The following is a 17,190-nucleotide window of genomic DNA, read 5'->3' as shown; positions in this document are numbered from 1 at the left end:
GCAATTCCACATCCGCGAATCGGCGATAGCCGGCTTGCGTGCGACGGTCTCGAAGGGCGGCGGCTCCGGCGATTCAGTTTGAAAACGCACGCTTTACAGGCGGGTCGCTCGCAGGCGCAATGCATTCCCGACCACGCTGACCGAGGACAGCGCCATCGCCGCTGCCGCGATAATCGGCGACAGCAGAATGCCGAAGGCGGGATAGAGAATGCCGGCTGCGATCGGCACGCCGGCCGCGTTGTAGACAAAAGCAAAGAACAGGTTCTGCCGGATATTGCGCATGACCGCGTGCGACAGCGTGCGCGCCTTGACGATGCCCATCAGGTCGCCTTTCAGCAGCGTGACGCCAGCGCTTTCCATGGCGACGTCGGTGCCGGTGCCCATGGCAATGCCGACCTCGGCGGCGGCAAGAGCCGGCGCATCGTTGACGCCGTCGCCGGCCATGGCGACCACGCGACCTTCCTTCCGCAGCTTCTCCACGACCGCGCTCTTCTGATCGGGCAGGACATCGGCCTCCACCTCGTCGATGCCAAGCTTGCGCGCAACCGCCTGCGCGGTCGTGCGGTTGTCGCCGGTCAGCATGACGACACGGATGCCCTCCGCCTTGAGCGCCGCGAGCGCCTGCGGCGTCGTGGTCTTGACCGGGTCGGCAATGGCGAGGATGCCGGCTGGCTTGCCGTCGATGGCAATGAAAATGGCGGTGGCGCCGTCCTGCCGCAGTGCTTCAGCCTGCACGGCAAGCGTCGCGGTGTCGATGCCGGCCTCCTGCAGAAATCTGGCATTGCCGAGTACGACGCGCTTGCCGTCGATCATGCCCAGCGCGCCTTTTCCGGTCGGAGAATCGAAGCCGTCCACGGGGAGGAGCGCGATGTTGCGTTCGGCCGCCGCCCTGACGATGGCGGCCGCCAGCGGATGCTCGCTCGCGCGTTCGACGCTGGCGGCAGATTTCAGCAGGTCGGTCTCGTTGAATCCTTCGCCGGCGACGATCTGCACAAGCTTCGGCTTGCCTTCGGTCAGCGTGCCGGTCTTGTCGATCACCAGGGTGTCGACCTTCTCCATGCGTTCCAGCGCTTCCGCATTCCTGATCAGTACGCCGGCCTGCGCGCCGCGCCCGACGCCGACCATGATCGACATCGGCGTGGCGAGGCCGAGCGCACACGGGCAGGCGATGATCAACACGGCCACCGCGGCGACAAGGCCGTAAGAGAAGCGCGGCTCCGGCCCGAACATGGCCCAGGCGACGAAAGCAAGCGCGGCAATGGCGATCACCAGCGGCACGAACCATCCCGACACCTGATCGGCCAGCCGCTGGATCGGGGCACGCGAGCGCTGCGCCTGCGCCACCATCTGCACGATCTGCGACAGCAGCGTGTCGCGTCCGACTTTTTCGGCACGCATGACGAATGAGCCGGACTGGTTGAGCGTGCCAGCAATGACCTTGCTGCCCATCTCCTTGGTGACCGGCATGGATTCGCCGGTGACCAGCGATTCGTCGAGGGAGGAGCGGCCGTCGATCAGTTCGCCGTCCACGGGAACCTTTTCGCCCGGCCGCACGCGTAATCTGTCGCCGACAACAATGGAATCCAGCGAAACATCTTCTTCATTGCCATCCTGCGCGACCCGGCGCGCGGTCTTGGGCGCGAGATCGAGCAGCGCCTTGATGGCGCCGGAGGTCGCTTCGCGCGCGCGCAGTTCAAGGACCTGCCCGAGCAGAACAAGAACGGTGATGACGGCGGCCGCCTCGAAATAGACCGCCACCGCGCCGTCCGATCCGCGGAACGCCGGCGGGAAAATGCCGGGCGCGAATGTCGCGATGACGCTGTAGATCCAAGCGACGCCCGTTCCCATCGCGATCAGCGTGAACATGTTGAGGTTGCGCGTGACGAGCGATTGCCAGCCGCGCACGAAGAACGGCCAGCCTGCCCACAGCACAACCGGCGTCGCCAGCGCGAATTGCAGCCAGTTTGATGTGGTCTGGCCGACGATCATGTGCAGGCCGATAAGATGACTACCCATTTCCAGCGCGAAGACTGGCAACGTCAGCACGAGGCCAATCCAGAACCTGCGCGTCATGTCGATCAGTTCGGGATTGGGCCCGGTATCGGCGCTGGCGATCTCCGGCTCCAGCGCCATGCCGCAGATCGGGCAGGAGCCCGGACCGATCTGCCGGATCTCCGGATGCATCGGGCAGGTATAGATCGTGCCTTCCGGCAGCGGTTCGGCCGTGCGCTGCTCGGGTGAAAGATATTTGTCGGGATCGGCGATGAATTTGGTACGGCAGCCCGCCGAGCAGAAATAATAAGTCTGCCCCTTGTGCGTGTGCCGATGCTTGGCGGTGTGCGGATCGACGCTCATGCCGCAGACGAGATCCTTCACTGCGCCGGGCGATGTTTTGGCCGCGTGATTGTGCCCGTGCGAGCAGGATTGAGGCGAAGCATGGTCGTGTGTCATGGCCGGTCCGGCTTGAAATTTATACCCTAGGGGGGTATATAAAGCGCATGCAGAAAGATGCCAAGGCCTCCGTGCAAAAACGGCTGAACAAAATCGAGGGCCAGGTGCGCGGCCTCGCGCGCATGGTCGACGAGGACCGCTATTGCATCGACATTGTTACTCAGATTTCTGCCGTTCGTGCGGCCCTTCGCCGGGTGGAGGAGGAAGTGTTGCGCGATCACGTCGCGCATTGCGTGCATGGTGCGATCGCGTCCGGCGATCGCGCCGAACAGCGCAAGAAGGTCGAGGAACTGATGCAGGTGCTGGTACGGGCGGAGCGGTGACGAAACGGCGGCTGAAACAAACCACAGGGAAGGCAAAGCCGCGCGAGCCGAAGCGGAGGGCGCGGACACCAATCCGCGTCAAACGCGTCTACGATCCGCCGACCGCCGCGGACGGAATGCGCATCCTGATCGATCGCCTGTGGCCGCGCGGGATCAAGAAGGAGGCGATGCGGCTCGATCTCTGGGCGAAGGAGATCTCACCCTCAACAGCCTTGCGGCAATGGTACGGACATGATCCCGAGCGCTTCGCGGAATTCCGCCGGCGCTATCTCGCCGAACTTGCGGAGCAAAAGGAATTTCTCGACGGGCTGCGCGCAAAGCTGCGCGGGCATGGCGTGACGCTTGTAACCGCGACACGCGAACTCGATCTCAGCCATGCCGAGGTACTGCGCGAAGTGTTGGGCGGTCGGTGATAGGCGCTATGCGAACCGTTCGCGCGCGAGTCGCGCGCCGTCGCCCAGCGCTTTCAGTTTCGCTTCCGCAATATCCCGCCGCATCGGCGCCATGCCGCAATTGGTGCAGGCGACGATGCGCTCCTTCGGAACGTATGCCATCGCGGCTTCGATCGTCGCAGCGACATCTTCCGGCGTCTCGACAACGTCGGTTGCGACATCGATCACGCCGACCAGGATGTCCTTGCCCTTGAGCAGCGACAACAGGCTGAGCGGCACTTTCGAGTTGCGGCATTCCAGCGACACCTGATCGATGCGGCTTTGCGCCAGCGCCGGGAAGATCGCTTCATATTGCCGCCATTCGCCGCCGAGACTTTCCTTCCAGTCCACATTCGCCTTGATGCCGTAGCCGTAGCAGATGTGCACCGCTGTCTTGCATCGCAAGCCGTCGATGGCGCGGTGCAGGGCGTCGATGCCCCAGCCGCCAACCTGGTCGAGAAAGACATTGAAGGCCGGCTCGTCGAACTGGATCACGTCGACGCCGTCGCGTTCAAGCGCGCGCGCCTCCTGATTCAGGAGGTCGGCGAAGGCGAAAGCCATCTTCACGCGATCACCATAGAACCGGTCGGCGACGGTGTCGGCGATGGTCATCGGGCCGGGCAGGGTGAATTTCAGTTTGCGCCGGGTGTGAGCGCGCGCGGCCTTGGCTTCCATGTCGTGCACGCGGCCTTTCAGCCGCAGGCTGCTGCCGACGACCGGGACCATCGCCTTGTAGCGGTTGTCGCGGATCCCCATTTCGACCTTGTGCTCAAAATCGATTCCCTCGACGCGCTCGAGAAATCCATGCACGAAATGCTGGCGCGCCTGCTCGCCGTCGGTGACGATGTCGATGCCGGCATCTTCCTGCAGCTTGAGCGCCAGCAACGTGGCGTCGCGCTTGCCGGAGAGGAGCGCGTCGCCCTGCAGGCGCCACGGCGCCCAGAGCTTTTCAGTTTCGGCGAGCCAGGCGGGTTTCGGCAGACTGCCGGCAATGGTCGTTTCGAACATGTGCAGGTCCCGATGCAAACATTTCAGCGACGCCGCCAATCATACAGCCAATCATAACGCGCGCGCAGATTTTCGCTGCCCATCCCCTGCAACATCATGTTGCGGGCAACCGCGAGTGGGCCGTCGAGGTGATAGATTTCGCCGGTAAAGCGGGCCGCACGCTGCACCCGTGCGGTGCGGCCGCGCCGCAGGGATTCGTAACGGCGCAGGCTGCCGGAAACGTTTTCGGGATCGGATGCCAGACAATCGGCAAGCACCATGGCATCTTCGATCGCCATCGCGGCGCCCTGAGCAAGAAACGGCATCATCGGATGCGCAGCGTCGCCAAGCAATGTCGCGTTGCCATGTCCCCAGCGCCGCAGCGCCGGCCGGTCGAACAAGGCCCATTTCAGCCATGAGTCCGGCGCTTGCAGGATCGATCGCGCCACAGCGCTCCAGGACAGCTTGCCGAAACGCCGGAGCAGATCGTCGGGCGCGCCCGGCAGCGACCAGCCTTCGCCCTGCCATGCATCGCCGACGATCGCGACGATGTTGACAAGCGCGCCCGCACGCACGGGATAGTGGACAAGATGCGCGCCACGTCCGAGCCACAGATGCACGGCGGGCGCGCGGAATTCCTCCGGCATAGCCGACGCCAGCACCGTCGCGCGCCAGGCGGTGCGTCCGCTGAAACGCGGCCTGCTCGCATCACCCAGGACGCGGCGGGTCACCGACCACAAGCCGTCGGCGCCGATCAGGGCGACGGCGCGTTCGTCGGTCACCTGATCTCCGCGTTGAACCTGCACGGTGACGCCGTTCTGGTGCGTGGCGAAATCCTGCACCCGTACGCCAAGCTGCAGCACGATATCCGGGGTGGCGAGCACCGCGTCGCGCAGCACCGCCTGCAGGTCGGCGCGATGAATGATCCAGTAGGGTGCGCCGTAGCGGAATGCGATTTCGCGTCCGAGCTGCATGCGCGTGATTTCACCGCCGGTCCGCGCGCGGCGGACCGACAGCAATTCCGGCGCGACGACATGCGGCTGCAGCTTTTCGGCAAGGTCGAGTTCGATCAGCAGCCGCGCAACATTGGGCGAAAGCTGCAGGCCGGCGCCGGTCTCCGACAATTCCGGCGCATGTTCGCAGACGACGATACGAAATCCCTTGCGCGCCAGCGCAAGCGCCGCCGTCAATCCGCCGATGCCGGCGCCTGCGACGATGATGGTTCGCGATGACGCCACGGCACGCCGAGGTTAGCTGAAGTCAGGCGGCTTCGCTCTCGGTCAGAGCGCATTCCGCAGGGATCGCCGCATGCGGATCGAGCGCCGGATTGTAGCGGTAGAGCGTCGAGCAATAGCTGCAGATGATCTCATTCTCGTCGCCCATGTCGCAGAAGATGCGCGGGTGGCCGAAGGGCGGGCGGGCGCCGGTGCACATGAATTCCTTGGCGCCGATTTCGATCACGGAAACGCCTGGATCGTTGTGAAAGTGGGGTACGACGTGGTCCGCCATGCTCGTAGAAACCTCGTTCCTCGGGAACTTCACCCTATATTCCCGGGCACCATAGCGGCGAATGTCCGTTAATCAATGCCGCTTTTGCAGCCGAGATCATCCGCGCATGCTTGTCCCCGATCTGACGCCGGTTCCCGCTAAGGCCTCCCGGCTGCGGATCGGCATTTTAGCGATCGCTGCGCTGATTTGCGCCGTCGCCGCCTTCGCAATGCTGCCCCGGGCCTATGAATCGGCCGTGCTGCTCTGGGTGCAGGACGATCCAGCCGAGCTGGCCGAGCGGCAGCTCGACCGCAGCTTCAACACCGGTGCGGCCGCGCGTGAAATCGAGGCGGCACTGGCGGCCGGCGACGCGGACCTGGCGCGGAGCTTCGTCGAACTGGCACAGGCGCGGAACGTCCCCCTTTCCGCCGAACTGCTCACCAAAGTGGACGCCGCGGCCAAAGCGGCGGCCGGCGCCACCGCAAAGGCGGAGAGCTTTGCCCGCGGGTTGATCACCGGCGAGCCGGACGACCTGGTGAGCCTCGCCGGCACCGCCCTCGGCGACCTGTTCGTCTTCGGCGATATCCGCGACGCCATTCGCGAGGGCAGTCGCTGGGCGTCGGGGGAGGAGGTCGATCACCTCATCCTCGGCCTCTCGGCTGTGGGCATTGCCATCACCGCTGGCACCTATGTCTCGCTCGGCGCCGGTACGCCGGCGCGCGTCGGTCTGTCGGTGGTGAAGGCCGCGCGCAAGACCGGCCGGCTCGGCGCACGCATGGGCGAATCGATCATGCGCTCGCTGCGTGGCGTGGTCGACGGACCTGCCCTGCGCAAGGCGCTGGCCGGTGCCTCGCTGACCGAGCCCGCGGTCGCCGTGCGCGCGGTGCGCGGGGCGGTGAAGATCGAGAAAGCCGACGATCTGCTGCGGCTGACCCGCGATGTCGGGCGGGTGCAGACCAAGGCCGGCGCGCGCGCCGCATTCGACGGGCTGAAGATCGCCGACAATCCACGCGAAATGGCGCGCGTTGCCAAGCTCGCCGAGAAACAGGGCGGCAAGACACGCGCGGTGTTGAAATTCCTCGGCCGCAGTGCCATCGCGCTGACGGCGGCGGCGTTCGATCTCGCGTTGTGGGTGCTTTGGGCGGCGTTGCTTGTCTGGGGCTTCCTCTCGTCGTTCAAGAGTGCAGTCGAGCGCACCACCTCGCGGCATCTGCGGCGGCGGAAAGCGAAGAAATTGCGCCGGGCTGTGGAACAGCAGCGCTTGGCAATGGCGGCAAGGCAGGTTTAGAACAAATTACTCTCAGCCGTCATGCCCGCGCCCCCGGTCCGGCCGAAGGCCGGCCAGCGTGTAAACTTGTCACGGGCATCCACGTCTTAGGGTGATCAACGGAGAGACGTGGATGGCCGGGACGAGTGTTTAGCCCGGCCATGACAAAGCAACAGAGTCATGCCGACTTTCAAGAACAACAATGTCGAGATTGCCTATCTCGATGAAGGCGAGGGCGAGCCGATCGTGCTCGTGCATGGTTTCGCCTCAACAAAGGACGTGAACTGGGTGGCGCCCGGCTGGGTGTCGACGCTGACGCGCGCGGGACGGCGGGTGATCGCGCTCGACAATCGCGGGCATGGGCAATCCGGCAAACTTTATGATCCGGCCGATTATCACACCGCCAAGATGGCGGAAGACGTGCGCGCGCTGCTTGATCATCTGAAGATCGAGCGCGCCGATGTGATGGGTTACTCGATGGGTGCGCGCATCACTGCATTCCTGGCGCTGAAATATCCCGACCGCGTGCGCTCGGCCATTCTCGGCGGGCTCGGCGTCAAACTGGTCAATGGTGTCGGCCTGCCGGAAGATATCGCCATTGCGCTGGAATCGCCGTCGCTCGCCGATGTCACCGACACCATGGGCCGCATGTTCCGCGCCTTCGCCGACCAGACAAAATCCGACCGCAAGGCGCTCGCCGCCTGCATCCGCGGCTCGCGGCAGGTGCTGACCGCGGGCGAAGTGGCGCAGATCAAGGTGCCGATGCTGATCGCGGTCGGCACCAGCGATCCGATCGCGGGATCGCCGCACGAACTTGCCACGCTCATTCCGGGCGCGAAGGCGCTCGACATTCCCGGCCGCGACCACATGCTCGCGGTCGGCGACAAGGTGTTCAAGACCGGCGTGCTGGAATTCCTCGGGCAGCGGCCGTAGCCTCGTCAGTCGGTGGGTTACGCGCCTTCGGCGCTACCTAGATGCGCTTGCGAGAGCGGAGGGGGCGAGTGGTTGCCCACTTCGACGTGTTCAGCGCCACGGCGGCGCGGATGAGCGCCTTCAGCGCCCATTCATTGATCTTGTCGCCTTCATGAAAATCAATGGCACGTCTCACGTTGCCGTCGAGGCTGGCGTTGAAGAGGCCTGAAGGATCATCCAGCGCGGCACCCTTGGCAAAGGTCAGCTTCACTTTGTCCTTGTAGGTCTCGCCTGTGCAAATGATGCCGTCATGCTCCCACACCGGAACGCCCAGCGGGTTCGACGGCTTCCGCCATTTTACCTCCTCAACCATGTCCGGGTCGGCCTGCTTGATGATGGCGCGCACCCGCGCAAGCGTCTCGCCGCGCCAATCGCCCAGCTTCTTGATCTTCGCGCCGATCAGTTGAGAGGGAGAGTCAGCCTTTCCGTCTTTCGGGGCGGTTTCCGTCTTCTTTGTCTTGGTTGTCGCTTTCTTCATGGGCCTCTCACATGCGTTCGCCGGGCAATTCGCTCGCTTGCTTCACCCACGCAGTGAGCTGTGCTTCGTCGAACCCGTCCTCGTGGATGTCGAGGTAACGCACGTCCTTGTGTTTGGATGCGCCGGGCGGAACCGGTCGCAGCGATGCGCCACGGAAGAATGTCACCTTCACGTATTTCGTGAAGACATGAAAGCTGAGGAACCAGACATTATCCTCGACGCCATAGAAGGGTGAATTCCATTTGACCGCCTTGTGCACACCGGGGACGGTGCGCGCGATGAGCGCGTCGAGGCGGCGCCCGATGTCGCGTTTCCAGCCCGGCATGGCCGCGATGTAGGCCTGTACGGGGGCGTCGCCGTAGCCCTTCGCGATCTGAGGATTTCCGCCCGAGAGAAGGACTGGTTTGGCAGCGCTAAGCTTCGCCGTGCCAGGCTTGGCTGCGACCTTCCTCGGGACCTTCGCTGGCTTCCTGGACATTTGTTTGGCCATTGCGTGCACTCCAACTGATGGATCCTCAATCTGGCAGGGCGTTCAGTCGGGCAGTTCAACAATTTTCAGAGCCCCGTTCACAGGAATTTTGATCGTTGATAATGACGTTACGTCATCTGCAGCTTAGGCAATTTCCATGACCCGCCGCCCCGAACCCGCCACCGCGACATTCACCGGCGCCGCCGGCAACAGGCTGGTCGCCGATGTCTTCGGCGACCACGGCCCGCCGGTTCTGCTGCTGCATGGCGGCGGGCAGACGCGGCATGCCTGGCGCAAGACCGCGGAAGAGCTTGCGCGCAGAGGCTGGACCGCCTACGCGATGGATCAGCGCGGTCATGGCGACTCCGACTGGATTGCCGATCTCGCCTATTCCTTCCCCGATTTTGCATCGGACGCGAAAGCGGTCGCGCTTGAATTATATCGCCGTTCCGGCACGCGTCCGGCGGCGATCGGCGCGTCGCTCGGCGGCATTGCCTCGCTCCTCGCGGAAGGTGAAACCGAGCGCAGCACCGGCGATGAATTGTTCTCCTCGCTGGTGCTGGTTGACATTACGCCGCGCGTCGACCCCAGGGGAGTCGACAAGGTCCAGGGCTTCATGCGCTTGCACGCGGCGGAAGGGTTTGCGTCGGTCGACGACGCCGCGCAAGCGGTCGCCGATTATCTGCCGCACCGCCCGCGTCCGAAGAACAATGAAGGCCTGAAGAAGAATCTGCGCCTATCTCCGGATGGACGCTGGCGCTGGCACTGGGATCCCAATTTCATCGACGGACCGCGCAGCGTCGGCAGACGCCGTGAGCAGATCGAGGAGCTTCTGGTGGAGGCGGCGCGCCGGATCCGGATTCCGGCGCTGCTGGTGCGCGGCGGCTCGTCAGAGCTGGTGCGGGAAGCGGACGTGAAGGAATTCCTTCAGCTCGTCCCGCACGCCGAATATGTCGACGTCGGCGGCGCGCGGCATATGGTGGCCGGCGATCGCAACGATGATTTCTCCGCAGCGGTCCTGGGCTTTCTCACCAAGGCCTGAGCCGGCGGCCCGAAAAACGAGCATGCGAAAAGATTGGGCAGGCTTGGGAGAAAATTATTCTCCGCAATTCGTCAACGATATTGCTGTGGCGCATTGATCCGCTCTGGCGAAGATGATTTTTAGCGTCTATGTGCTAGAGATGTTGGAACTTCGCGAAGGACCCTTTTTCTAGGGCGTGTTATGGCGCAGCAGCAAAGCAGACTTGCCAGTTCTCTCGACAAGGTCGACCCGGTCTGGGCACGGGTGCGTGTGGAAGCCGAAGAGGTGGTTCGCCGCGAGCCGGAACTGGCGACTTTCATTTACTCGACCATCCTGCATCACGACACGCTGGAAGCCTCGGTCGTGCATCGCGTGTCCGAACGTCTGCAGCATCGCGACGTATCCGCGGAACTGATCCGGCAGGCCTATGACGACGCGCTGGAGGCCGAGCCGAAAATCGGCGACGCCTTCCGCGCCGACATTGTCGCGACCGTCGACCGTGACCCGGCCGCGGACCGTTTCATCGAGCCGCTGCTGTACTTCAAAGGCTTCCATGCCATCGTCACGCATCGTCTGGCGCACTGGCTCTACGGCCGCGGCCGCAAGGATTTTGCCTATTATCTGCAGAGCCGTTCGTCGTCTGTCTTCCAGTGCGATATCAATCCCGCTGCGCGAATCGGCCGCGGCATTTTCCTCGATCATGCGACCGGCCTTGTGGTCGGCGAAACCGCGGTGATCGAGGACGACGTGTCGATGCTGCATGACGTGACGCTCGGCGGCACCGGCAAGGAAGACGGCGACCGCCACCCGAAAATCCGCCGCGGCGTGCTGATCGGCGCCGGCGCCAAGATTCTCGGCAATATCGAAGTGGGGCATTGCTCGCGCATCGCGGCCGGCTCCGTTGTCATCAAGCCGGTGCCGAACAACGTCACGGTCGCCGGCGTCCCTGCCAGGGTCGTTGGCACCGCTGGCTGCGCGGAGCCCTCGCGCAGCATGGACATGATGTTCAATATCGGCGATTGATCGCCGGGATTCATCCGGCCGCGCAGATGGGCCTTTGCAGGAGTTGGATTGTGGACGTCACCGAAATCAAGAAGCTCGATTCCTATCTGAAGAAGTGTTTCAACAACCCGCAGATCCGCGTGGTGCCACGTCCGAAGAAGGACGATTCCGCAGAGGTCTATATCGGCGAGGAATTCATCGGCGTTTTGTTCGTCGACGATGAGGACGAAGACAAGTCCTACAATTTCCAGATGGCGATCCTGGAAACGGATCTGGAGCCGTAACCCTCTTGACCTGCCTCCTATCACCTCTCCCAGCCGAAGTCGGATTTACCGAGTTCGGTTTGGAAAGAGGTTGGGGGAGCGGCGTGAGCTGCGAGTCGGGTGAGGGCTCTCATCCGACTTTCTCGCCGCGAGTCGACTTTCCCCAAGTAGAGTGAAGAAGCTCATCGCCCGCTTGCGCGAAAACTTGCCAGCAACCGCTCGATGCCGGACAGCACATTCGGCCAGTCGGTCAGCCAGGCGCGCGGGAAGCGTATCGTGACATCGGCGGTGCCTATGCGCCGCTGAAACAGACACATGCCGATCGCAGTGGAACCATCACGCGTGCAGCGGGCAAGAAACCGCTCCGGATTGTCGTTGTCGTAGAAGAGCTCTTCGCCCTGGTAGGGGCTGCCGGTCCGGAACGGCCGCACCGTCAGTCCGCCCTCGCTGGTGCTAATGCTGGCCTCGAGATAGCGCGGATAGATCGTCTTGAATCGCTCCATCGGCGGCAAGGTGTTGTCGCTGGCGGCGATGGTCAGGAAGATGCGGTCGATGCCCTTCGACGAGGCGACCGGCACCGGACGTTCCTCGGGCGGCGTCAAACCCGGCCACATGAAAACGAGATCGATGCGGTCCTGCGCGCCCGGCCGGCGCTGGCTCTTGAGTCGAATCGCGCCCGGCGGAATGTTGAAGGTGATGCCCTGAATTGTGATCGGAAGCGAGGGCGCGTCGACCGCCACGTTTGGCGCCGGCCAGCGCGGCCACAGCAGCCAGGCGATCACCGCCAGCGCCAGCACGATCCCGGCCATCAGCATCAGCACCGGCAGGGCCAGGAAGCTGTGCTTGTTGCGCCGTGTGCGCCGGGCGCCGCGTCGCGCGCCGTCCGCATGAGCCATGGTCATGGCCGTCTCCAGCTCGATCGAATCACAGGCAGTATCGCACACAGCCAACCGCCTGCACCGGCAAGCTTTTTGCCGATGGATCTGTCGCATTAACCCTTTCTTAACGAAGCGCTGGCGGGTCCGGCGCCGCTTGCGCATACCAGACGCCGTTCGTGCGGAGAGTTTTGCGTGCCTGGAACCGTGACCTCGCTTCTGGTCTTGCTGATCGGCTTTGCGGTCGCCGGGCTGCTCTCGTCCGGGTACCAGTTGCTGACGGCGCGGCCGGCAAGCTTCAACATTTTCGGCGACGGCACGCGGCCCGCCGCGGTGGCGCAGGTGCCGTTCCTGGTGTTCGCCGCGCCTTTCATCATCATGCGCAACACCTTGCTAGGCTGCCGCGTCGAGCGCGGCAATTTCGTGCCGGCCATGATCGCGACCGTCATCTCCGGCTTCTGGAGCCTGATGTCGGGCACCGTGGTGATCATGGGCCTGCAGTTGCTCGGGATTTTCCACGCCTGAGCAAATCCGAACCTCGTCAAGCGAACGGTCGCGTGGCAATGTCCCGGCCGTTTTGACGGAGGATGGAATGCCGATCTACGAACTGGACGGAGCGCGGCCGGAATTTCCGGCGGAGGGTCGCTATTGGGTGGCCGAGACCGCCGCGCTGATCGGGCGCGTGCGGCTGCTTGAGGATGCGAGCGTCTGGTTCGGCGCCGTGCTGCGCGGCGACAATGAATGGATCGAGGTCGGCATCCGCTCGCAGATCCAGGACAATTGCACGTTGCATACCGATCCGGGTTTCCCGCTTGTCATAGGGCGCGAATGCGTGATCGGGCATAACGTTGTGCTGCATGGCTGCACGATCGGCGACAATTCACTGATCGGCATGAATGCAGTGGTGCTGAACGGTGCCAAGATCGGCCGCAACTGCATCGTCGGCGCCAATGCGCTCGTCGCGGAGGGCAAGGAGTTTCCCGACAATTCGCTGATAGTAGGTGCCCCTGGCCGCGCGGTGCGCACGCTCGACGACAAGGCCAAGGCCATGATCGCAGGCGGCGCCGATATCTATGTGCGGCGCTCGAAGCAATATGCGACGAATTTGAAACGCATTGGCTAAATTGTGCTGGCGCGTTTCTAGTATCGCGATGGCGTGATGGAAGTGACCAGCGCGAGAAGCTGCCGCACCAGGTCCGCCCCTTTCCTGGCATCGTCGAAGTTCGCGAAAGCGAGGCCGACGACAGCCTCGTTGGTGTCATAGACGGTAAAGCCGATGCCGACCGGGTCCCCCGTATGATCGTAAATGACACGCTCGAGCCCGATGCGAAACGCGGCCATTTCCCGTCCCTCTCATTCCCGCGCATTTCTGCGCGTGCAATTCACACTCCGTACAACCTGATGGCAAAAGGTGAGGGGGGCTGTGAGATAGCTCACAGTCTCAGAAATTCGCTCACAGTTTTCCGAAATGAATGCTTGCTGTCGCCGCACACGATCGCGTGATACCTCGCCGGCGCGTGCGCTCGCCCTGACAATCGGGATCACAAAAAGTTGCGGCCGGCCTCGGGGGAAGGCCGGCCGCGCACGAATCCGGTCGGGGGACGGGGAGGGGTGGGGACGTGACCAGACTCGTGTAGCTCTAACTCCCTCAACGCGAAGATGTTGCCGTCGCAATCGTCGGGCGCGGATCGCCAAGCGCCACCCAGACATTCGGATCCTGCTGTGACTGGCGTTTGACGAAGCGATAATTCGTGGCCGACCAGAGGAGAATCTCCTCGTTCTGATTGTCGAGGATGAATTCACCCTTGTCGGTCTTCACTGTAAGCACGGCGTGTCCATCGCCATTCCGCTCGCGGACTACAGTGATCAGCAGCGCTTCGCGCGGCCAGCCAGCCTGGATCAACATCCGGCGCTTGAGCAAGACATAGTCTTCACAATCGCCACGTCCAGTGTCTGGGTAGGACCATTTTTCGACGACGCCCCATTGTTCCAAGTCTGTCACCGGCCTGATGGTCTCGTTCACCCATTTGTTAACGCGCGCCAGATCTTTCCAGGCCTTGGTGGTGAGCACGACGTCGCGGGCCGCGGTTCGCCGTCCGGCGCATTCCTGGGGCTGGTCGGAGCAGAATTCCACCCAGCCAATCGGGGCGCGGGAACTCTCACCCATTGAAACAAACAGCGGGCGTTCGTTGGCCTGCGCTGACAGGCCGAGTATCGCCCAGATGCCGAAAGCGGCAACGGCGCCAATCGCGCATTTGCCACATTTTGTTCCTGCCTCAAGTATTCTTTCTGAATACTGCATGGGTTTGTTGGCCCTGTTCCCTGTCGTTGGAGCCACAATTCCCACAAATGCTTTGGTTTGCCGCTAATCTCGCAAAGTGGATTTGAAGAGAAACCAAGTAAAGGTTGCGACGAATACGCTGCGAATTGTCGGATAAATTGAGTAAAATGCAGAAGAACCGAATTTGATTCAAACTTTAGCTATTAACCCGCGCAAGCGCGGTATTATCGGGCGCGCGGCACCGTTGCGCAGGCGCCATTAACGACAAAATTTGCGGGTGAAGACGCGCGGGAACCACGGCTTCGCCGCGCGTTCGAGGCAAGTTGAAGGGATTGAGCCGCGGCCGGCGTTTACCCGCTGGTGACGCTTTCTTCCAAGAAGTCCGGATGTTGCAGCCGGGTGAACTCGACTGCAAAACCCTCCTCGAGGTGGCGCACCACGCGGCCTTGCACCTTGCCAAGGGTCACCAGCGCGCCGATGGCTGGACGGTGCTGGGTGGCGACGCCGGCGCCGGACAGCGACAGGTCGATCAGCCGGCAGCCAACATTCACACCGTTCGGCAGCACCAGCATGGTCATTGGGTTTTTCGGGACAAAGCGGCCGTGGCGGCGGTCTTCTGGCTGCGCCAGCAGATGCCGGTTGGCGAGCCAGGTGAGCTGAGCGGCGAGCTTGTCGCGCTTGCGCAAGGTGGCCGCGATGGTCATCGCGAAGCCGTTCTCAAACAGGCGGGCACAGACGCCCTCCAGCCGTCCGACATGGTCGATATAGGCGATGACCCGCTCGCCGACCTGGGCGGACACCGGCGCGATCAGGGCCATGCCGCCGGGCGACATGTCCACCACCTGGCAGGGATATTCCTGCCTGTTCGCCAGCATGTAGCGGCCGAGCAGATTGACATCGACGCGCTGGAACCGGCGCCGCTCCTGGCTGTGGGGCAGGATGCGCGCGGTGCCTTGGGGCAGATCGGTGTGCAGCAATGTCATGAACGCGGTTGACGCCCGGGAAGATTTCGCGTGCGAGACACGCGCCGCGTCGACGCTATGCAAGCAGTCTTAATGTCCCGTTAGCCGTATTCCGCTTGTGAATTAGCGGGCGCGGCCGCCTTCATACACCACCAGCGTCGGACGCTGCAGCGGGCGCGGCAGACCGGTTGTCAGGCGCGGCGCGTCGTAGGCATCGCTCGCACCGCCGACAAAGCGCAGGGTTTCAAGCCGCAATCCGGTCAGCGGCTTGGCGTTCAGCCACCACGGCATGTCCATCGGCGCCAGCGATCCCAGAAACCGGGCGGGCAGGCGGCCGCGATGCGCCAGCGGCAAAAGCAGCAATTCGAGTCCCACAATGTCGCCGTCGGCATTGCGGCCGGTGACGCGAGCGACGGCGCCGCTGGCGTCATCGGTTAGGGTTTTCACCAGGTCGCGGATCGGTTCGACATCCGACCAGAGCGGGAAGAAGCCGGTGGCTTTGAGTTCGCGGCCAAACAGGGCGCAAATCCGCGTCCCGGCCAGTCGGAAGGGATGGCCGTAGCCGGCATCGAGATCGAGCATGAAGACATCGCCAAGCGCCCGCCGGATGGCGCCGGGCTCGATATCCTCTCGCGCGGGGGCCTGCCGGACGCCGCGGCATTTGTCCCAATGTGAAAACACGTCCCTGGTCGAAGCGAGTTTCATCTTCGGTCCTGTCTCGTCGACGCCTGAGTTGTCCCGGAGCGGGACACTCCGATGGCTTGCCGTTCCGGTCCCTGCAGGCAGAGCAGACTGCATGCCGTTTTCTGCGCCGCAGAGCGGGACAGGCCGCCCGCTTGTTTAGGTTAACGGGAGGTTGACGTTGGCAGCCGCCCGTTCCTCGCCTAGCCTGTCCCCGATCCAAGTTTTCGCCGTCAGGTGGCTCCGGGCGGCGGTGCGACTTTAGAGCCGAGGGGAGAGTGGGGACGTGATGGCTCGCAAGGGCTGACGTCCTGAAGATGGCTCAAGGGGAGGACGCGAGTCCTCCCCTCATTTTTGTCCTCCCCTGTTTTTTTGTTTCAGTCTCTTGCAAGGCGGCCACCGGCGCGCGACCTATGGCCGGCATGTCTGAGCCTTTTCCGGCCTCTCCCCGCCAGCCAATGCTGAATGTGCCGCCGGTTGTGACCGCCGTGCTGGCAGTAATGGCGCTCGTGCATGGTTTGCGTGCGCTTCTGTCGCGCAGCGCCGATCTCGAGGTGCTTCTACTCTTTGCGTTTATTCCCGCGCGATACGAGGGCTCTTTCATCCCGCTGCCCGGCGGGCTCGCAGCCGACATCTGGACATTTGCCACCTACGCGCTGATCCATGCCGACCTGACCCATCTTGGTTTCAACGCCATCTGGCTCCTGGCTTTCGGCACGCCGCTGGCGCGCAGATTCGGCGTATTGCGCTTTGTTCTTTTTTGCGCCGTCACCGCGGCCGCCGGTGCTGTTGCGCATTTGCTCACTCATCCCGGACAGGTGCAGCCGATGGTGGGCGCCTCCGCCATCATCTCCGGCGCGATGGCGGCGGCGATGCGGTTTGCCTTCCAGCCCGGCGGCGGCATGCAATGGCGCGGCAACATGCATCTGCCGGCAGTCCCGTTATTCACGGCTTTGCGCGATGTGCGTGTCCTGGTCTTCCTGGGCGTATGGTTCGGCTTGAACCTGCTGTTCGGTCTGGGCTCGGTTCCGCTTCTTGGCAACGACCAACCGGTGGCCTGGCAGGCGCATGTCGGCGGATTCCTCGTCGGGCTTCTGCTGTTCGGTTTCTTTGATCCGGTCCGTCGCTCTGTTGCGGTGCAAAACGATCCTGCGCGCCCGCTCTAAATCGCCTCAAATGCGGGCTGTCTCTCCAATGACAAATTGAAGCCTTAGACTTATGTCTAAGTGAACTTCAGCG

At 63.3% G+C, this 17,190-nt stretch carries 21 protein-coding genes; 10 read left to right on the top strand and 11 right to left on the bottom strand.

The window, feature by feature from the left end:
- Positions 1 to 93 precede the first annotated feature (93 nt).
- Positions 94 to 2,451: a heavy metal translocating P-type ATPase gene (locus tag RO009_19075; protein MDT3687136.1), complete on the bottom strand. Its 2,358-nt coding sequence runs from the start codon at positions 2,449 to 2,451 to the stop codon at positions 94 to 96.
- 47 nt (positions 2,452 to 2,498) lie between these two features.
- Between RO009_19075 and RO009_19070 the strand changes: the two genes are divergently transcribed.
- On the top strand, positions 2,499 to 2,774 hold the full coding sequence (locus RO009_19070) for a metal-sensitive transcriptional regulator (protein ID MDT3687135.1): 276 nt from the start codon (positions 2,499 to 2,501) through the stop codon (positions 2,772 to 2,774).
- Positions 2,771 to 3,187 carry a DUF488 family protein gene (locus RO009_19065; GenBank protein ID MDT3687134.1) on the top strand — a complete coding sequence of 139 codons (417 nt, stop codon included), beginning with the start codon at positions 2,771 to 2,773 and terminating at the stop codon, positions 3,185 to 3,187. The genes RO009_19070 and RO009_19065 overlap by 4 nt, the downstream gene beginning before the upstream one ends.
- Before the next feature lie 6 nt (positions 3,188 to 3,193).
- Here RO009_19065 and RO009_19060 read toward each other — a convergent pair whose 3' ends face one another.
- Genes RO009_19060 through RO009_19050 form a run of 3 tightly spaced genes read right to left on the bottom strand, consistent with a single transcriptional unit; the run spans position 3,194 to position 5,701 of the window.
- Positions 3,194 to 4,213, bottom strand: a complete 1,020-nt coding sequence (locus tag RO009_19060; GenBank protein ID MDT3687133.1) for a methionine synthase — start codon at positions 4,211 to 4,213, stop codon at positions 3,194 to 3,196.
- A 23-nt stretch (positions 4,214 to 4,236) separates the two neighbouring features.
- Positions 4,237 to 5,430: an FAD-dependent monooxygenase gene (locus tag RO009_19055; protein MDT3687132.1), complete on the bottom strand. Its 1,194-nt coding sequence runs from the start codon at positions 5,428 to 5,430 to the stop codon at positions 4,237 to 4,239.
- A gap of 22 nt (positions 5,431 to 5,452) precedes the next feature.
- Entirely contained in the window at positions 5,453 to 5,701 is a 249-nt protein-coding gene (locus tag RO009_19050; GenBank protein ID MDT3687131.1) for a zinc-finger domain-containing protein, read from the bottom strand.
- 106 nt (positions 5,702 to 5,807) lie between these two features.
- Here RO009_19050 and RO009_19045 point away from each other — a divergent pair, with 106 nt between their 5' ends.
- Positions 5,808 to 6,968 (top strand): hypothetical protein, encoded by a 1,161-nt coding sequence (locus RO009_19045; GenBank protein ID MDT3687130.1) that lies wholly within the window; start codon positions 5,808 to 5,810, stop codon positions 6,966 to 6,968.
- Between the two features lie 159 nt (positions 6,969 to 7,127).
- Positions 7,128 to 7,880, top strand: coding sequence for an alpha/beta hydrolase (locus tag RO009_19040; protein ID MDT3687129.1), 753 nt, complete (start codon positions 7,128 to 7,130; stop codon positions 7,878 to 7,880).
- Between the two features lie 37 nt (positions 7,881 to 7,917).
- On the opposite strand, the gene RO009_19035 is transcribed toward RO009_19040, so the two are convergent.
- Positions 7,918 to 8,397, bottom strand: a complete 480-nt coding sequence (locus RO009_19035; protein ID MDT3687128.1) for a DUF1801 domain-containing protein — start codon at positions 8,395 to 8,397, stop codon at positions 7,918 to 7,920.
- A 7-nt stretch (positions 8,398 to 8,404) separates the two neighbouring features.
- The gene (locus RO009_19030; protein ID MDT3687127.1) at positions 8,405 to 8,887 is read right to left on the bottom strand and encodes a DUF1801 domain-containing protein; all 483 of its coding nucleotides are present in this window, start codon (positions 8,885 to 8,887) and stop codon (positions 8,405 to 8,407) included.
- Between the two features lie 136 nt (positions 8,888 to 9,023).
- On the opposite strand from RO009_19030, the gene RO009_19025 reads away from it, so the two are divergent.
- From RO009_19025 to RO009_19015, 3 genes are all read left to right on the top strand, one after another.
- Entirely contained in the window at positions 9,024 to 9,908 is an 885-nt protein-coding gene (locus RO009_19025; protein MDT3687126.1) for an alpha/beta fold hydrolase, read from the top strand.
- A gap of 180 nt (positions 9,909 to 10,088) precedes the next feature.
- Positions 10,089 to 10,910: a serine O-acetyltransferase gene (gene cysE, locus RO009_19020; protein ID MDT3687125.1), complete on the top strand. Its 822-nt coding sequence runs from the start codon at positions 10,089 to 10,091 to the stop codon at positions 10,908 to 10,910.
- A gap of 50 nt (positions 10,911 to 10,960) precedes the next feature.
- Entirely contained in the window at positions 10,961 to 11,173 is a 213-nt protein-coding gene (locus RO009_19015; protein MDT3687124.1) for a DUF3126 family protein, read from the top strand.
- Between the two features lie 161 nt (positions 11,174 to 11,334).
- Here the strand turns inward: RO009_19015 and RO009_19010 are convergent, their stop codons facing one another.
- Positions 11,335 to 12,054, bottom strand: coding sequence for a hypothetical protein (locus tag RO009_19010; protein MDT3687123.1), 720 nt, complete (start codon positions 12,052 to 12,054; stop codon positions 11,335 to 11,337).
- A 168-nt stretch (positions 12,055 to 12,222) separates the two neighbouring features.
- Between RO009_19010 and RO009_19005 the strand changes: the two genes are divergently transcribed.
- Together RO009_19005 and RO009_19000 are read left to right on the top strand one after the other, a co-directional pair.
- Positions 12,223 to 12,552 (top strand): hypothetical protein, encoded by a 330-nt coding sequence (locus RO009_19005; protein MDT3687122.1) that lies wholly within the window; start codon positions 12,223 to 12,225, stop codon positions 12,550 to 12,552.
- Between the two features lie 67 nt (positions 12,553 to 12,619).
- Positions 12,620 to 13,150 (top strand): gamma carbonic anhydrase family protein, encoded by a 531-nt coding sequence (locus RO009_19000; GenBank protein MDT3687121.1) that lies wholly within the window; start codon positions 12,620 to 12,622, stop codon positions 13,148 to 13,150.
- A 17-nt stretch (positions 13,151 to 13,167) separates the two neighbouring features.
- Here the strand turns inward: RO009_19000 and RO009_18995 are convergent, their stop codons facing one another.
- The 4 genes from RO009_18995 to RO009_18980 all read right to left on the bottom strand — a co-directional run bounded on the left by RO009_18995 (position 13,168) and on the right by RO009_18980 (position 15,975).
- The gene (locus tag RO009_18995; protein ID MDT3687120.1) at positions 13,168 to 13,368 is read right to left on the bottom strand and encodes a hypothetical protein; all 201 of its coding nucleotides are present in this window, start codon (positions 13,366 to 13,368) and stop codon (positions 13,168 to 13,170) included.
- A gap of 307 nt (positions 13,369 to 13,675) precedes the next feature.
- Positions 13,676 to 14,329, bottom strand: coding sequence for a transglutaminase-like cysteine peptidase (locus tag RO009_18990; protein ID MDT3687119.1), 654 nt, complete (start codon positions 14,327 to 14,329; stop codon positions 13,676 to 13,678).
- A gap of 329 nt (positions 14,330 to 14,658) precedes the next feature.
- Positions 14,659 to 15,291: a PilZ domain-containing protein gene (locus tag RO009_18985; GenBank protein ID MDT3687118.1), complete on the bottom strand. Its 633-nt coding sequence runs from the start codon at positions 15,289 to 15,291 to the stop codon at positions 14,659 to 14,661.
- 102 nt (positions 15,292 to 15,393) lie between these two features.
- Entirely contained in the window at positions 15,394 to 15,975 is a 582-nt protein-coding gene (locus tag RO009_18980) for a PAS domain-containing protein (GenBank protein MDT3687117.1), read from the bottom strand.
- A 398-nt stretch (positions 15,976 to 16,373) separates the two neighbouring features.
- Here RO009_18980 and RO009_18975 point away from each other — a divergent pair, with 398 nt between their 5' ends.
- Entirely contained in the window at positions 16,374 to 17,117 is a 744-nt protein-coding gene (locus RO009_18975; protein MDT3687116.1) for a rhomboid family intramembrane serine protease, read from the top strand.
- Positions 17,118 to 17,190: the final 73 nt, after the last annotated feature.

The organism is Pseudorhodoplanes sp., from assembly GCA_032027085.1.
Taxonomy (GTDB): domain Bacteria; phylum Pseudomonadota; class Alphaproteobacteria; order Rhizobiales; family Xanthobacteraceae; genus Pseudorhodoplanes.
The sequence above is the reverse complement of the archived record's forward strand: the minus strand, read 5'-3'. Positions and strand labels throughout refer to the sequence as shown.

Coding starts and splice junctions, on each gene's coding strand:
- cysE (MDT3687125.1), top strand. CDS start 10,089: ATGGCGCAGCAGCAAAGCAGACTTGCCAGTTCTCTCGACAAGGTCGAC.
- RO009_19060 (MDT3687133.1), bottom strand. CDS start 4,213: ATGTTCGAAACGACCATTGCCGGCAGTCTGCCGAAACCCGCCTGGCTC.
- RO009_19045 (MDT3687130.1), top strand. CDS start 5,808: ATGCTTGTCCCCGATCTGACGCCGGTTCCCGCTAAGGCCTCCCGGCTG.
- RO009_19050 (MDT3687131.1), bottom strand. CDS start 5,701: ATGGCGGACCACGTCGTACCCCACTTTCACAACGATCCAGGCGTTTCC.
- RO009_19075 (MDT3687136.1), bottom strand. CDS start 2,451: ATGACACACGACCATGCTTCGCCTCAATCCTGCTCGCACGGGCACAAT.
- RO009_18995 (MDT3687120.1), bottom strand. CDS start 13,368: ATGGCCGCGTTTCGCATCGGGCTCGAGCGTGTCATTTACGATCATACG.
- RO009_18990 (MDT3687119.1), bottom strand. CDS start 14,329: ATGCAGTATTCAGAAAGAATACTTGAGGCAGGAACAAAATGTGGCAAA.
- RO009_18980 (MDT3687117.1), bottom strand. CDS start 15,975: ATGAAACTCGCTTCGACCAGGGACGTGTTTTCACATTGGGACAAATGC.
- RO009_19040 (MDT3687129.1), top strand. CDS start 7,128: ATGCCGACTTTCAAGAACAACAATGTCGAGATTGCCTATCTCGATGAA.
- RO009_19010 (MDT3687123.1), bottom strand. CDS start 12,054: ATGACCATGGCTCATGCGGACGGCGCGCGACGCGGCGCCCGGCGCACA.
- RO009_18975 (MDT3687116.1), top strand. CDS start 16,374: ATGTCTGAGCCTTTTCCGGCCTCTCCCCGCCAGCCAATGCTGAATGTG.
- RO009_19030 (MDT3687127.1), bottom strand. CDS start 8,887: ATGGCCAAACAAATGTCCAGGAAGCCAGCGAAGGTCCCGAGGAAGGTC.
- RO009_19000 (MDT3687121.1), top strand. CDS start 12,620: ATGCCGATCTACGAACTGGACGGAGCGCGGCCGGAATTTCCGGCGGAG.
- RO009_18985 (MDT3687118.1), bottom strand. CDS start 15,291: ATGACATTGCTGCACACCGATCTGCCCCAAGGCACCGCGCGCATCCTG.
- RO009_19025 (MDT3687126.1), top strand. CDS start 9,024: ATGACCCGCCGCCCCGAACCCGCCACCGCGACATTCACCGGCGCCGCC.
- RO009_19035 (MDT3687128.1), bottom strand. CDS start 8,397: ATGAAGAAAGCGACAACCAAGACAAAGAAGACGGAAACCGCCCCGAAA.
- RO009_19070 (MDT3687135.1), top strand. CDS start 2,499: ATGCAGAAAGATGCCAAGGCCTCCGTGCAAAAACGGCTGAACAAAATC.